Origin of the sequence: Paenibacillus mesophilus, assembly GCF_005938385.1 — a bacterium.
Classification (GTDB): Bacteria; Bacillota; Bacilli; order Paenibacillales; family NBRC-103111; genus Paenibacillus_AB; species Paenibacillus_AB mesophilus.
The window spans coordinates 69,205-83,157 of the sequence record NZ_VCRA01000029.1 but is presented as its reverse complement, the minus strand read 5'-3'; the positions used below and the strand labels follow the sequence as shown (position 1 = coordinate 83,157).

General features: G+C 53.6%; 16 protein-coding genes. 4 read left to right on the top strand and 12 right to left on the bottom strand.

Translation table 11 applies throughout. The features are described from left to right. Nucleotides 1-367 precede the first annotated feature (367 nt). From FE783_RS31100 to FE783_RS31085, 4 genes are all read right to left on the bottom strand, one after another. Complete coding sequence (locus tag FE783_RS31100) at nt 368-556, bottom strand: hypothetical protein (protein WP_138883295.1); 189 nt, start codon at nt 554-556, stop codon at nt 368-370. A 17-nt stretch (nt 557-573) separates the two neighbouring features. Continuing rightward, on the bottom strand, nt 574-744 hold the full coding sequence (locus FE783_RS39045; protein WP_420799782.1) for a HEPN domain-containing protein: 171 nt from the start codon (nt 742-744) through the stop codon (nt 574-576). A 16-nt stretch (nt 745-760) separates the two neighbouring features. Next, nucleotides 761-1,165, bottom strand: a complete 405-nt coding sequence (locus FE783_RS31090) for a nucleotidyltransferase domain-containing protein (RefSeq protein ID WP_138883293.1) — start codon at nt 1,163-1,165, stop codon at nt 761-763. 100 nt (nt 1,166-1,265) lie between these two features. Then, nucleotides 1,266-2,132, bottom strand: a complete 867-nt coding sequence (locus FE783_RS31085) for a helix-turn-helix transcriptional regulator (protein ID WP_138883292.1) — start codon at nt 2,130-2,132, stop codon at nt 1,266-1,268. Between the two features lie 117 nt (nt 2,133-2,249). On the opposite strand from FE783_RS31085, the gene FE783_RS31080 reads away from it, so the two are divergent. Continuing rightward, a complete protein-coding gene (locus FE783_RS31080; RefSeq protein WP_138883291.1) occupies nt 2,250-4,307 on the top strand; it encodes an alpha-galactosidase in 2,058 nt (685 codons plus the stop codon). 69 nt (nt 4,308-4,376) lie between these two features. On the opposite strand, the gene FE783_RS31075 is transcribed toward FE783_RS31080, so the two are convergent. From FE783_RS31075 to FE783_RS31045, 7 genes are all read right to left on the bottom strand, one after another. Beyond that, nucleotides 4,377-4,880 (bottom strand): DUF2269 family protein, encoded by a 504-nt coding sequence (locus FE783_RS31075; RefSeq protein WP_138883290.1) that lies wholly within the window; start codon nt 4,878-4,880, stop codon nt 4,377-4,379. 81 nt (nt 4,881-4,961) lie between these two features. Further along, a complete protein-coding gene (locus FE783_RS31070) occupies nt 4,962-5,651 on the bottom strand; it encodes a response regulator transcription factor (protein ID WP_138883289.1) in 690 nt (229 codons plus the stop codon). Next, nucleotides 5,648-7,168 carry a sensor histidine kinase gene (locus tag FE783_RS31065; protein ID WP_138883288.1) on the bottom strand — a complete coding sequence of 507 codons (1,521 nt, stop codon included), beginning with the start codon at nt 7,166-7,168 and terminating at the stop codon, nt 5,648-5,650. Before FE783_RS31065 ends, FE783_RS31070 begins: the two co-directional genes overlap by 4 nt. Nucleotides 7,169-7,294: 126 nt before the next feature. After that, nucleotides 7,295-7,747: a hypothetical protein gene (locus FE783_RS31060; protein ID WP_138883287.1), complete on the bottom strand. Its 453-nt coding sequence runs from the start codon at nt 7,745-7,747 to the stop codon at nt 7,295-7,297. A gap of 71 nt (nt 7,748-7,818) precedes the next feature. Further along, a complete protein-coding gene (locus tag FE783_RS31055; protein ID WP_138883286.1) occupies nt 7,819-8,571 on the bottom strand; it encodes an ABC transporter permease subunit in 753 nt (250 codons plus the stop codon). Next, a complete protein-coding gene (locus FE783_RS31050; RefSeq protein ID WP_138883285.1) occupies nt 8,564-9,298 on the bottom strand; it encodes an ABC transporter ATP-binding protein in 735 nt (244 codons plus the stop codon). Before FE783_RS31050 ends, FE783_RS31055 begins: the two co-directional genes overlap by 8 nt. Nucleotides 9,299-9,331: 33 nt before the next feature. Then, nucleotides 9,332-10,288, bottom strand: a complete 957-nt coding sequence (locus FE783_RS31045) for a hypothetical protein (RefSeq protein ID WP_138883284.1) — start codon at nt 10,286-10,288, stop codon at nt 9,332-9,334. 535 nt (nt 10,289-10,823) lie between these two features. Between FE783_RS31045 and FE783_RS31040 the strand changes: the two genes are divergently transcribed. Together FE783_RS31040 and FE783_RS37755 are read left to right on the top strand one after the other, a co-directional pair. Further along, nucleotides 10,824-11,579, top strand: coding sequence for a hypothetical protein (locus tag FE783_RS31040; RefSeq protein ID WP_138883283.1), 756 nt, complete (start codon nt 10,824-10,826; stop codon nt 11,577-11,579). A 15-nt stretch (nt 11,580-11,594) separates the two neighbouring features. Then, entirely contained in the window at nt 11,595-11,762 is a 168-nt protein-coding gene (locus FE783_RS37755; protein ID WP_158302141.1) for a hypothetical protein, read from the top strand. A gap of 80 nt (nt 11,763-11,842) precedes the next feature. Here FE783_RS37755 and FE783_RS31035 read toward each other — a convergent pair whose 3' ends face one another. Next, a complete protein-coding gene (locus FE783_RS31035; RefSeq protein ID WP_138883282.1) occupies nt 11,843-13,243 on the bottom strand; it encodes an MATE family efflux transporter in 1,401 nt (466 codons plus the stop codon). A 248-nt stretch (nt 13,244-13,491) separates the two neighbouring features. Here FE783_RS31035 and FE783_RS31030 point away from each other — a divergent pair, with 248 nt between their 5' ends. Then, on the top strand, nt 13,492-13,905 hold the full coding sequence (locus FE783_RS31030; protein WP_138883281.1) for a DUF1259 domain-containing protein: 414 nt from the start codon (nt 13,492-13,494) through the stop codon (nt 13,903-13,905). Nucleotides 13,906-13,953 lie beyond the last annotated feature (48 nt).

The following is a 13,953-nucleotide window of genomic DNA, read 5'->3' as shown; positions in this document are numbered from 1 at the left end:
CCTTTGTATAGGGTGTATGGATGAATATCCTGCTCCCTCTACAGTGGAGTTTTTTTTCGGTTTTGTCCACGAAAAACAGTTCTTTATTTTACAAATATAGCAATTTGTAGAATGAAAATTTTCATGTTAGCCTTAATGCAACGCTACTGCATGTTTTCCCGTTAAAACGCCGAAAAATAGAAAAAGCGTCAAACTAACAGCAGGTTTTCCAGTTGCCTCTGATGAAGAGCACTCAATTAGACCTACGCAGCCCTTGAATGGAAAAAGACCGACTTCGCGAGAAGTACGGTCTTTTCAATAGTAGGACTACATCCGTTTTTTTATATTTTCCACCTGCTTCTGCGTGAGTCCGGTGGCTTTTGCTATTCTAGCGTCCTACGTCACCAACTGCTCCGAACACCAACTCTTCCATAATCAAATTGAACTTTTCCACGGCCGGGATCAATTCGATAACTGACTCCCTCGACACTTCGTATTCCGGCGAATAGTCGGCCTCGTCTCTAAGATCCATCAGCTTATTATACATTTTGGCCAACTCTACGGGTAACAGTCCCATATTCGCGAGTTCCCTATTTACAAACGCCCTGACGTGTGTATGTTTCGTACTCGTTTCTTTCTAATGATCATGAGTGCCACTGTTGCTTGAAAAGCCGAGTAGTAAAGATCGCTGACAGCCCTATCGTAGCTTGTCACTTCCAAACTTGCCTTGGCCGATCTTAAGGCAGCTGCGGATTTCCTCAACATGACCCTGGCAGCATCATCAATACTCAAGCACGATTCCTTCTCTCTCGACACTTCGTTGCAAAGGCAGGTCCTTTCCTTTGTCCCAATCGTTTTCGTTATAGATTTTGCAGCTGATGTAAATGTCCGTCTTCAATTGAACCATACTGGAGATGTCTGAACGCAAATTTTTTTCTCTGGCACCAACTGTATTTCCGACGAGCAATACTATGTCTATATCAGAATCGTTATTATGGTCTCCTCTTGCTTTAGAGCCGAACAAGATGACCTTTTTTAATTCAAAATAATGAACAGCCATTTCAATGAGTTTCTTCAACGCTTCCTTTTCTTTCATGCTTAAATACATTAACCTATCGACACTTACAGTACTTCTTGCTGCGGCAGCTTCATTTAGATACGCATGAAGCTCTCTTTCAATATCCATAACAAAGCACCTCCGTATACAACTTTTAAGCGAAAAATATGGATAACAGCTTTCCTTTATTATACTGCTATATCCGATCAAAGGAAACGGACGGGCTCGCTCAATAAATGCGCATAACCGATGCCGCGGGCTCGTGCTTATTATCCCTATACTCGGTCGGTGTGCCGCCTACGATCCGTTTGAACACTTTGGCGAAATAGCCGGGCGTCTCGAATCCGGTCAATCGCGCAATATCGGCTACCGGCAAAGAAGTCGTCGACAAGAGCGATACCGCTTCCTCCATACGCAGCTTGTTTAAATAGGCGATGGGCGACATCCCCAGCCGCGCATGGAATTGTTTGCAGAAATGATACTTCGACAACCGCTCGCTTTCGGCAATTTCCTGGAGGGTAACCGCCCGGTGCAGATGGTCCTTCATATATTGAACGGCATGGGGGAAAGCCGCGGTATCCGTGAAGGAATCGGGCTTGCTTCCCCTGACGATTAGGTCCCAACTGTTCAAGAGCCATTCATACAAGCGGACGGACTGCTCGACGGAGCCGTTCAGCCTGGCCCCCTTCACATCGCCGTACAATTGGAACAGCAGCCGGATAGGCATGGACTCCCGCTCGAACGAAAGGACGTGCCCGCCTGCGCATAGTTGATTCCAATACGGATGCGCAAGCGGCCCTCCGAAACGGACCCAGAGCACCTCCCAAGGCTTCTGGCCGGACGGATCGTAATAGTAGCGATGGTCTCCCGGTATGTCCACGAGAAACGCATGCCCTTTCGGAACGGCGTGTCGCCTGCCCCCAATCTCCAAATAGCCGGTACCGGACAACGAATATTGAAAAAGCATGCCTTCCGCATTCCGTTTCATTCCATGAAAATCGTAGCCGGCTTCCGTCACCCGCTGGTAGCCGATCGTATAGATCCGCAGCAGCTCATCGGCCGGCTCCGTATAGCGAAATCCGTAAGAGGATAGCACAATAATTTACCCCTTCACGACGAAATATCGTTCTCTTGTTTAAATTGGCCGCATTCATTACACTTGCTGTAACCAAGAGGCACAACAATATTTTATCATGAATGGTGGGATTTCCATATGAAACTTGAGGCGGCGGCAGATTGTTATGCAGGATTATCCGACGGAATTTTGACGATCGGGAACTCGCGAATCGAACGCAAATGGTCCCTCGCGGCTGCAGGAGTATTTCCGTTGTCCCTTCTGGACCGGCAAAGACAAACCGAGTGGCTTGACCCGAAAGCGGCAAGCGCGGCACGCTCTTTCGTCCATCAGGCCATAGCGGAATTTACGGATTATGACGTCTTGCAGCAAATCGACAACGAGAACGGCCGCGGGCCCGAACATCTGCTTGTCACCGTAACCGCTTCCTCCGGCTTGCTCGATGTGCAGTGGAGCCTTCGCGTTTATCCCGATTTCCCTGTCATCCGTCAAACGGTGTTTTACCGGAAGCCCGAACGTTCGAACTCAAATGGCGCTGCGATAGATCCGGAGGAAAACCGCCCCGCCCCTAAAGCAAAATCCCCGGCGGACTATGTCGACTTTATCCCTCTCGCGGCTCTGCACTGCCGGTGGAAGGCGGTCGCTCTTCACGATGTAACCGATACGAACAACAACCTCGTTTCTTCGGCTGAAGGACTGCTGTATACGGACAGCGAGCTGCATCCGCTAGCGGGAAATTTCTTGTCGGTCCATAACAGCTTGACGAAAGACGGGCTGCTGATCGTGAAGGAAAGTCCGACCACCTTCGGACAGCTGCAAGCGTCCTCCGGCGATTACTGCGTATCGGGAAGACGCTTCTGGGTAACCGGCTCGGGCGTTGCCGACGAGGACTTGGCTCACGGAGAATGGGTGGAGTGCTACGGTTCCGCTGTCGGGGTGTATCACGGGAGCGAGCTGGAGCAGCTTCGTCTGATCCGGGAATATCATGACCGTCTGCAAACATGCAACACGGATAGCGATACTTATGTGATGAGCAACACTTGGGGAGACCGTTCCCGCGACGGTCGCGTCACGGAATCGTTCATTTGTAAGGAGCTGGAGCAAGCCGCCCGTCTGGGCATTACTCACGTTCAAATCGATGACGGCTGGCAGAAGGGAATTACCGCGAATTCGGTCATTTCCGGGGGAAGCTGGGCGGATTACTATTCGAGGAACGCCGATTTTTGGGATGTTCATCCCGAACGGTTTCCGAACGGACTTGCTCCCGTCGTGCAGCGCGCCAAGCAGCTGAACATTCGGCTCGGACTGTGGTTCTCCCCGGATTCGACCGGCGACTTCACCCATTGGCGCAAAGATGTGGATGTGCTGATCAAGCTGTGGAGCGAATACGGGGTGCGTTTTTTCAAAATAGACGGCATTTACATCCGGAACAAACTCGGGGAATCCCGGTTGCTGCGCATCCTGAATGAGATGACGAGGTATGCGGGAGGAGACGTTTATTTCAATCTCGATACGACGAACGGCAAACGTCAAGGGTATTTGTACCATACTTCCGGGGGCAATCTGTTCCTGGAAAACCGCTACACCGATTTCAAGAGCTACTACCCGCACTGGACGCTGCGAAATATATGGATGCTGTCGCCTTATGTGCCCGCGGGCAGGCTGCAGATGGAATTCCTGAACACGGATCGCAACGCGGCGCTGTACAAGGAAGATCCGTTGTCGCCCGCAGCCTGTGGGATCGGCTATTCCTTCGCCGTAACGATGTTCGCCAATCCGCTGGCCTGGATGGAGCTGTCGGGCTTGTCCGAGCGGCAGGTCGAGACGCTCCAGCCGCTGATCGCCTTATTCAACCGGATCAAGCCGGAAACGGGCCGCGGACACGTTCTGCCCGTAGGCAACCAACCTGACGGTACGGGCTGGACCGGTTTGCAGTGCATGACCGGCGACCGAGAAGGATATTTGCTCGCATTCCGGGAATTCACCGATGAACGGAGCGGTTCGTTCCGATTATGGGGCGAACGGCTTGCCGGCTCCTCTATTCAGCTCGAATGTTTGGCCCGCTCCGAGGGACAACAGCCTTTGGAATTCCCGGATGAAATCGTGCAGACTCCTTTGTCGTCGTCCGGCGAAATCCGCATCTCGCTCGTGGAGCCGTTAAGCTTCGCCTTGTACCGCTATAGCGGAAAGGAATAGCAGTTGTTGTTGAAGGAAGCGCTGCACTCCGGGGAGGCTTACCCCTGTACTCCTCCCCGGGCTCCTCTTCTAGGCCGAGCTCCGTTTCCCCCACGGCTTGAATACGGACAGCATGAACATGGCGACCAGCGAAGCGATCTGAAAGGCGATTCCGGCGAACAAGTACAGCCGGTTGGTCAAAAATTCCGGATCGTTCAGCGCACCCAATGCGGCCGATGTAGACAAGTCCGCAGCCTTCAACGACCAAATGTAAATGCCGACAAGTCCGAGGCCGATCGACACCGCGGTCAGCAGCTCTTTCGCGATAATCCAATAATATTTCAGCAGTCCCCAGTGCGTCAGCACGGACAGCAGCACGCCGGTTACGACAGTGCCGATCGTGGAAGCGCGGACCGACGTCCGGGCCAAAACGTGCATCACGGTGAAGCAAGCCCGGAAAACGTCCGGATTTCGCGTGCCGGCCGCCGTAATGTTCAGAATGAGAAAAACGACCATACCGCCGAGCATGATGGAGGAGAACAAGATGTGCAAGGTCAGCAGCAGCTTTTTTTGATTCATTGTGATTTTATTCACAATTATACCTCCTTTCAGGCAGCATCCGCCTGTGGCTATGAAAGAGCCTGCAGCCGAATCGGGCCGGTACGGGAGGGGCGGCTAAACGTTAAACCGGTAGCCTACGCCCCAAATCGTCTCGATATATTGTGGTCTGGAAGGATCTGCTTCTATTTTCTCCCGCAGCTTGCTGATATGCACCGTAACGGTGGCGATGTCTCCGAGCGAGTCCAATCCCCATATTTTGTGGAACAAGTCGTCTTTGCTGAATACCCGGTTCGGATTCGCGATGAGAAATACGAGCAGGTCGTATTCCTTCGACGTAAACGGAACTTCTTTCTCGTTCACATATACGCGTCGGGAAAGCTTGTCGATGCGGATGCCGCGAATACGAATTTCATCTGGCTTGCGCTCGCCGCTGCCTACTAGCCTTTCGTAACGGGCCATATGCGCCTTCACTCGCGCCACAAGCTCGCCGAGGCTGAACGGCTTCATAATGTAGTCGTCCGCCCCGAGTCCGAGGCCGCGGATTTTATCGACTTCCTCTTTCTTGGCGGATACGATCAGGATCGGAATGTTCGTCGCCTGGCGGACTTGCCGGCATATTTCGAAGCCGTCCGTTTTCGGCAGCATGAGATCGAGAATGATCAGGTCGTACCCGCCGGCGAGCGCCAGCTCCAGCCCGATGTCCCCGCTCCCGGCCACTTCCGTCCGAAAGCCGCCGGCCTCCAAATAATCTCGCTGTACTTCGGAAATGACCGGATCGTCTTCGATAATCAGCACGCGTTTCATTCCCGTACCCCTCCCTTCTCTGCTGATGACGTTATCGGCAAGGTGAATAGGATGCTCGTTCCGGCACCCGGTGCGCTTTCCGCCCAGACGCGGCCTCCATGCTCTTCGACGATCTGCTTCACGATGGCGAGCCCGAGACCGCTGCCCCCGCTGCTCCCGTTCCTCGACGGGTCCGCCCGGTAAAACCGGTCGAATATGTGCGGCAGCGCTTCCGGATCGATCCCCGCTCCGTTGTCGCTTATGCGTACGACCGCTTCGCCGGGCGACTCGGACAGGACGATATCGATCCGCTTCGTCTCCTTGTCCATATATTTTATACTGTTGTCGACGATGTTCTGGATGACGCGGTGCAGCTTCTCGCGATCGGCCTGCACATAGACGTTCCGCCCGCTATCCCGCTCATACGAAATTTGGACGTCCGCGCTCCTCGGCTGGAGCCTCAGTTCCTCCTCGTGGTCTCTCAAGTAGGATGCCAGCTCCAAACGTTCGAAATGAAACGGCACCCGTTTCAAATCGAGCTTCGAGAAAAGGAACAGCTCGTCGATCTCGCGGTCCATATCTTCCGCTTTCCGGCCGATCATGCGGAGGTAGCTGTTCCGCTTCTCGGGAGTGTCCGCGATTCCGTCCAGCAGCCCTTCGACGCAGCCTTTGATCGCCGTGATCGGAGTTTTCAGATCGTGCGAGATGTTGGACAGCAGCTCCTTGCGGTTCTCTTCGTATTGGAGCTGCAGCCCGATCGATTGCTTCAGACGGACGCGCATTTCTTCGAAAGCCGCGCCAACCTCGCCGAATTCGTCCTTGCGTCCGAGCGTCAATCCGTGATCGAGATTGCCTTCCTTGATTTGCTCCGCCGCTCCTTTCAGCGCATACAGCGGCTTGATGAAGCTGCGGGAGACGATTATCGTCAGCGCGCCGTTCGTCAGGCACAGGATGAGCAGAAGCACCCCGGCCACCGTCGGCATCATTTTCGGGACGAAGCTCGCTAACGGGCTCATGTCGGTCAAAAAATAGACGCTGCCGCCTTTTCCGTCGGAAAAAGTGAAATCAAGCCGTTCAAACGAATATTGACGGTCTCCGTTTCGCAGATGGGGAACGTCTCCGTGATGCGGTTCGGACTTGTCGCGCTCCGCATCGAACGATTCCAGCTTGCCGATGTCCAGATCTTTCACGTATGCGGAGACGAACGCCGGCGCTCCATTTTTTGTAATGACGATACCCGCCTTCGTGTCGCCGAGAGTCGCGTCCATATCGTTCAGGAAAGCGCCGTCCGTCAACATTTCCGGATTGTACCGGACCATGAACCTGATGCCGGCGAACAGCTCGTTGCGCTGCTCGAACTTATCCCTGACCACCGCAATTCCTTCCCGGGTCGCCCCATCCGCCCCGTAATATCCCGTAATCGTCGAGATATCCCGCATAAACAGCCCGTACAGCAGCATAATGCAGAGGAAAAACAAAACGAGCGGAATCAATACCATGCCAAAGTTGGACAATAGCAGTTTTTTGCGAATCGACATAAGCATTTCTCCCGTTCTTTTGTTTTTGGCTTTTGGGGAACTTGTTGCGGGGGCTCCCCCAAAAGTATTCGGATTACGCCGCGAAGGCCTTCTTCACTTTTGGGGGGCGGGTTGCGGGGACTCCCTCTAACGTTGCTCCCGCTTACTCTTCCGTTTCAGCGACAGAACCAGCATGACCGCCACCAGCGGCAGCATGATGTAGTTGCCGATCGCACCCGGCGGGGTGTGGGCGAATTCAACGGGATTCATCCGTCCGACGAGCATGCGCAGCAGGGTTTCGACGAACATGAGCGCGTACAGGAACGGGATCAGAGTCCGGTAGCGGAAGAAGACGACCAGTTGGATCACGGCATACAGCAATTGAGCGCTACCCCACAGCGAGAACGCAAAAATGATGCCGTCCCCGCCCGCCACGGATACGTCCATCCCAGCAATGCTGCCCGCTCCGCCGTCCGGCGCGAGCAGATGAATACAGCTGCGGACGAACCCGACAGCAGCCAGCAGCAAGAACACCCACTTGGCTATCGCATATCCCCTATAATCATTGCCGGCTTCCTTGGGCAGAAACGGTTCCCACATGAACATCCTCTCCTACTCCTTCATCCGAACTCATTCGTCGGCAAGCGGCAGCTCCTCCACTTTTGGGGGACCTAATACGATTTTTTCTCGAACAAATACCAGCCTGCCGTATAGCTTATCATACAACTGGCCAGCAGGAAAACGAATACTTGCAGCAGCTTGCCGGCCGACGCCGCGTCCCCGACCCACAGCGTATGCCAGTCCGTGTAAGTCAGGAAAGACCAAACGGCCGCATCCGGGAAGAAGAAGGGCAGCAGCTTCGCCGCCACGTACAGGAAAACGCACAAGGCGAGCGTGCCTACGCCGCTGCGCAGCCATTGCGCAACGAACGAGGCGGCGATGCCGATCGCGGACATCGCTAGGAAGGCGGCCGCATAAGCCGCAACGGAATCCGGAAGGCCGGACAACGTCGTCCCGGCGTCCAGAACGAGCCCGGACACGACCGATATGATCCAGACGACGGCGAGCAGTATCGCCAAATAGATCAGCAGCGCCAGCACCTTGGAGGCGAACGCCTTGGCCCGCGATACCGGGCGCAGCAGCACCAGCTTGATCGTCCGGGCCGCATACTCGCCGGAGAACGACTCCGCTGCGGCCATGAACAGGAACAGCGGGAGCCATACCGCCGTGAACAGGCCGAGCATGAGCTGCGGGAAATCGCGGCCAAGCGCGATGCCGACGCCCGACTCCAGCTTGCCCAGAACGACAGCGGCCAGCACCGGCACAAGCACGGTCAACACGAGCGTCAGCTTCGTTTTCGTCTGGTGAAACATTTTCGCCGTCTCGTTATGCGTATTGGCGTACAGCCGGAACCAGTTAGACATGGGCGGCGCTCTCCTTTGCTTTGCGAATTTCCGACAAATAAGCCTGCTCCAGGCTCCCGCCGTCAATCAATCCGTCGACTCCGCCTTCCCGGATCAAGTCGCCGCCGTACATGAAGCCGATCCGGCTGCAAATCCGTTCCATCTCGTCAAGCTGATGGCTGGATATGAGAAAGGCTGTGCCGTTCTGTTCGGAAAGACGCAGGATGAGCTCGCGCAGCTCGACGGTCCCCTCGATATCGAGCCCGTTCGAAGGCTCGTCGAGAATGACCAGCTCCGGCTCGTTCAGCAGCGCCGCGGCGAGCGCAAGCCGCTGCTTCATACCGAGCGAATATCCGCCTGCCTTCTCGTTCGCGTACGGAGTCAACCGGACCCATTCGAGCACTTCGTCGATGCGGGTTTTCGGAAGGTCGGGATACAACCTTGCGGCCAGCTTCAAATTATCGCGGCCGCTCATATAGTCGTACGCCTCGGCCGTTTCCACGATGCAGCCTACCCGGTCCATCGCCTGTTCGAATTGTTCCGCCGCGTCTACGCCGAACAAGGAAACGCTCCCGCCGTCCGCCCTGCACAGCCCCGAGATGATTTTCAACACGGTCGTCTTGCCCGAACCGTTCGGGCCGAACAAGCCGAATACGTCGCCGCGCCGCACTTCGAAGCTTACATCCCGGACGCCGCGTCCGTTGCGGTATCGTTTATTCAATTGGCGGACTTGCAGAATCGTTTCCATCTCCGGCCGCTCCTCTCCATTCGTTAGTTTTACTTATCGACGGCTGCGTTCGTGCGGAGACCCGTGCCCGGCTTCCCGTTCGATTTTCTCCACCTTCTTGCCGGTCAAATCGACCGAGTCGGCCTTCGTGGCGTTAACGCCGTTCAAGTCGACAGCCGCCTTGATCGTGACGCTGTGCGCGGCTCCGGCCGCATCTTTGCCGGCAATGCGCACTTCCACCGACTTGTCGTCGAAGTAATTATTCTTGTCGATCGTCGCGTCGAGCTTGATTTCCTCAATCCGGATGTCCTGCGTCAGCTTCGGCAAATTCGGCTTCATATCCGGCGTGAATAAGGCGTGGGCGCCGCTCTCTTTTCCCGTGGACGTTTGCTTCTCATGATCCCAATGACCGCCGCCGGCGACGTTGCCGATCACGAACGATCCGATCGCGTTGACCGCTACCGGCACCTGGTTGCCGCTCAGGTGGAGCGATACCCGCTTGCTGCCGTCCGCATTCGTCTCCAGCTCCACCCTGTCCTTCAAATTTCCCGCGAGCGCGTCGAATACTCGTTCCACCCCTTCGGCGAAGGCCGGGTCCGGCTTAAAGTCTCCGCTCCCGCGCTTCCACCCGGGGCCGCCTTTCCCGTCCTCTTTTCCATGCTCCGCCACCTGATAGACGTCGCTGTTGTCCGCCTTCAGCACAGCTTTGCCGTCCTGCAGGTACACCTTCAATCCTTGCGCCGCGCTTCCGGAATCAAGCTTCACTTCGGCGCTTGCCGCGCCGCTGTCGCCTTTCTTGAACGCCGCTTCGACGCCCGCCAGCTTCGTCCCGTTGTCGGTAATGGCTACTTGAACGGTACCGGCAATACTGCTCGCCGTTTTCGTCTGCTTCAGCGCCGATTTCCACGCGTCATACCCGGATGCTCCGGCCATTGCCGTCAAGCCGCTTACGGTCAGCATAATCGCGCCTACTCCAAGTCCCGCTCCCATTGCGATCCATTTCTTGTTCATCCTATATCCCTCCCGCTATTTGTCCTACAACCTAATCATAGCCGGGAGGTCTTAAACCGCCGTAAAAGAAGTCTAAAAAAAGTATAAAATCGTGCGGACCTTTACCATCATGATCGAACGTTTAAACAAAGATAGTGTTGGCCAAGATAAGGTTAAGGGGGATTGTTTATGTTTCGACGGAAGAAAAAAGAGTCATTACGACTCGATTATACAGACAGTAGAGTGCTAAGATCGGACACTAGCAGGGATGTCGTTCAGTTTGATATTCGTTCAAACAAGCCGATTCCTTCCGCAACACACGGCACGATCCAGCTGCGCGGAAAACAAAAATAACACGTTTTAGAATCTATATGGTATAAACCCAGGTCACCTCGTATTCCAGGTGATCTTTTCTGGTTATTTCAATACTCTCCATGTTGTCCATAAAATTCAGAAACTGTATAGTGGTAATAACGAAAACAATTATTGGAGTGTGAAAATATTGTTTTCCAATATAAAACGACTATTTTTCCAGCCATGGATAAGGAAACTATTGTTGTGGATCTTTATTCTCGTTCTTCTTCCGGCAATTGTCGAAGAAATGTTTGCTTTGAATGATTTTCTATCCAAGCCCTTGGACTTTCTAGTTAAATGGAAAGCATCCGGAGCATTCGACGGGAGAATCAAATTTGCAATCCTTTCATTTCTTTACTTAGCGCCTTTGATTATTCTGTGGACGGCTCTTGCTTCTCTCGTACATAGACGGCAGGCAACTGCCCCAACGACGCAATATCAGTCCCCCAATGATTATGATAGTATGATTGCCGATCTGATAGAGTCGATTCCCGATCGGGCAATATCCGCCGATTTAAAAGCAGACAAGGTAAATCGCCTTTTCGATGCTTTATTAGATGACGTAAGCAACCTATTTCATTTGAATAAAATGGATGTACGAATCGTTTTGGTTACTAATGATCGCGGGGGAAGACAGCGGCTCACAAGTTGGCGTTGGGGACGGGAAACCACAACGGACCAAGATCGAATCGATCTGAAAGCGATCGGTATTTTGTTGGAGACAGCTCAGACCTACCCGACCTGGGAGCAAGCAAAAGAGAAATTCCCTCACAGCGATTCGGATACGTTACTGTTCTTTAGAAATAGAGGCGAGTTATTAAAGCTCGGTTGCTTGATTGCTATTACACAGCCCGTTGACCTGGAGTCCCGTATTGAGGAATGGGGGCAAATCGTTTATCCTTTTACGATGCTGGGCCATATGGACAAGCTGGTACGATTTGTCGTAAACTATAGATAGAAGGAGGGATGCGAGATGTTTATCTTTATGAAGCACTTGTTTGGCGATATGTCCAAGAAGCCTCGTGTGCGGGTTATTCGTAAAGTCAAGCACTCGGACAAGCCCGCTCAGACGAACGCGAAACACGGAACGGTTTTGCTAAGAGGTAAAATCGAGGAATACGATATGGCAGAAGCAAAATAAATATATAAACCGGACAAGCCCTTTAGCAAATGCTAAAGGGCTTCTTAATGTTGCAAATTTATAGATTGCATTTACCGATTTCACAGGGAAACTCCGGCCGGAGGCTGCTCCAGCATGCTGCGCTCGACCAGACCGTGCTTCTCCCAAGCCCGGCTTCGCCAGCGGAAAAACATAATGACCGCGCGGATCCATTCGTCCGCCGCAATCGCGAGCCATATGCCGACGAGCCCGAGGTCCAATTGGAATACGAGCAAATAGCCGAGCGGGAGGCTGATCCCGACCATCGAAATGATGCCCATATACACCGGGAAGATCGCATCGCCCGCCGCCCTGAGAGAATTGATGATAACGATGTTACACGTGCGTCCCGTCTCCAGCACGAGGCTGAACAGGATGACCTGCGACCCGAGCCGGACGATGTCCGGGTTATCCGTGAACAGCCCGAGCAGCGGCTCGCGGAACGCGATGACGGCCAAGTCGATCAGGACCGTAATCGCAAGCGCCCACCTCACGCTGGACCATACCCGGCGATAGGCATCGTCCTGCCGGTTCGCGCCTACGAGTCTCCCCGTCAAAATGGCCGTCCCCATACCGACAGCGGCGCTGAACAAGTAAATGTACATGGAAATGTTGGCGGCGTACTGTTTGGAGGCGAGAGCGGTCGCCCCGAGAAACGTCGTGTAGAACACGAACACCAATTGGCAGGAGTGGTACATGATTTGCTCGACGGCGGAAGGGATGCCGATTTTCAATATTTTGCGGACGTAGGCTAGCGGCAGCTTGAAATACTGGCTCCACATAATCCGCACCTCCATGAGCCGGTACATGAGCCATACGAACACGAGGAGGCAGACAAGCCTGCTCGCAACGGTGGAAATCGCCGCCCCCTCGACGCCCATCTCGGGAAAACCCCAATGGCCGAAAATGAGCGCATAGTTGGCTATTACATGAATGACGTTCATGCCGAGCGAGACGAACATCGTTTCCTTCGTAAACCCGTACGTGCGGATGATCGCCGCCACAATGTTGATCAGCGCTTGTAAAAGAATGCCCCCGCCCACGATGAACAAATAAGTGTCGGCGTAATCCAGTATGTCGCCTTGCAAGTTCATGGCCGTCAGCATGCTTTTGCCGAATAATAGGAATATAGCGCTCAAGGCCAAGCCGATTATGGCGTTCAGTGTAATGGCGACGGCGCATATTTTGGAAGCTTCATATAGCTGTCTCGAACCGATATATTGCGCTACGACGATCGCCGCTCCGTTGCCGATCACCTCGAGCACGAGAATCGCGATCATAATAATGTTATTCGCCGCCCCGACCGCCGAAAGCGCATTGTCCGAGACGCGGCTGAGCATGAACGTATCTACGCTGCCCATCAGCAGAAACAGCAGCAGCTCGAGAAAAATCGGCCACGTCAGCCGGAACAAGCCGATATCGCGAGTCGCCGCCGGTGCCGAACGTTCCGGAGAGCCCGTCATGATGTCACCTTTCCTTACGCTTTGCAGGACGAAAGCAAATTTATGTAAGCAAACGTATCATAGCATACTTTCGCTTTGCGCGCATAAGGTAATGATTTGCAAAAACAAAAAGCGGCCTTAAAGGCTGCCGCCTTGTTCCAGCCCTGCTTCGCGGTATTCAAAAAAAGGCCCGACCCGTATTCTCATCGCCCACTCCCCTATTTAGGTTTGATCATACACTGGACCAAACAAAAGGAGGGAATTTATATATGGCGGTTAAGGTAAGTCCACGATTTCAAAGACTGTGCAACCAGTTTGCCCGGATATTGGGCGGCGAGCATGAAATCGATCCAGGCCCGGTTTGTTTTGTGAGCCGCGCCAGACGTCTCAATGCAACCATTTTGGGACGCCGTACAACGTCTCCATTGGTGCGATATCAATTATTCTCTTTCGAATCCCTTGACAGTTCCGGGCGTGCCCTTTGCCTCGGGGAAACCGCACTCTTTCAAAATCAGGCCAATCGATTAATCCGCAATTTGCAAAGGCGAGGGATTACAGTTACTGCTCTTCATAATCACTGGCTGAACGAAAGACCCCGTTTAATGTATATTCACTGGGAATCGATCGATAATCCGATTGCATTTGCCAGGAAAACGAAAGAATCGATTCGGTTTCTGGGATAAAGATGCATGTAAGGTCTTCACAAAGAAACAGCGCGAATAAAACCGCGC

Coding starts and splice junctions, on each gene's coding strand:
- FE783_RS31100 (WP_138883295.1), bottom strand. CDS start 556: ATGGGACTGTTACCCGTAGAGTTGGCCAAAATGTATAATAAGCTGATG.
- FE783_RS31060 (WP_138883287.1), bottom strand. CDS start 7,747: ATGTGGGAACCGTTTCTGCCCAAGGAAGCCGGCAATGATTATAGGGGA.
- FE783_RS31080 (WP_138883291.1), top strand. CDS start 2,250: ATGAAACTTGAGGCGGCGGCAGATTGTTATGCAGGATTATCCGACGGA.
- FE783_RS31065 (WP_138883288.1), bottom strand. CDS start 7,168: ATGTCGATTCGCAAAAAACTGCTATTGTCCAACTTTGGCATGGTATTG.
- FE783_RS31030 (WP_138883281.1), top strand. CDS start 13,492: ATGGCGGTTAAGGTAAGTCCACGATTTCAAAGACTGTGCAACCAGTTT.
- FE783_RS39045 (WP_420799782.1), bottom strand. CDS start 744: ATGTTGAGGAAATCCGCAGCTGCCTTAAGATCGGCCAAGGCAAGTTTG.
- FE783_RS31090 (WP_138883293.1), bottom strand. CDS start 1,165: ATGGATATTGAAAGAGAGCTTCATGCGTATCTAAATGAAGCTGCCGCA.
- FE783_RS31055 (WP_138883286.1), bottom strand. CDS start 8,571: ATGTCTAACTGGTTCCGGCTGTACGCCAATACGCATAACGAGACGGCG.
- FE783_RS31035 (WP_138883282.1), bottom strand. CDS start 13,243: ATGACGGGCTCTCCGGAACGTTCGGCACCGGCGGCGACTCGCGATATC.
- FE783_RS31050 (WP_138883285.1), bottom strand. CDS start 9,298: ATGGAAACGATTCTGCAAGTCCGCCAATTGAATAAACGATACCGCAAC.
- FE783_RS37755 (WP_158302141.1), top strand. CDS start 11,595: ATGTTTATCTTTATGAAGCACTTGTTTGGCGATATGTCCAAGAAGCCT.
- FE783_RS31070 (WP_138883289.1), bottom strand. CDS start 5,651: ATGAAACGCGTGCTGATTATCGAAGACGATCCGGTCATTTCCGAAGTA.
- FE783_RS31045 (WP_138883284.1), bottom strand. CDS start 10,288: ATGAACAAGAAATGGATCGCAATGGGAGCGGGACTTGGAGTAGGCGCG.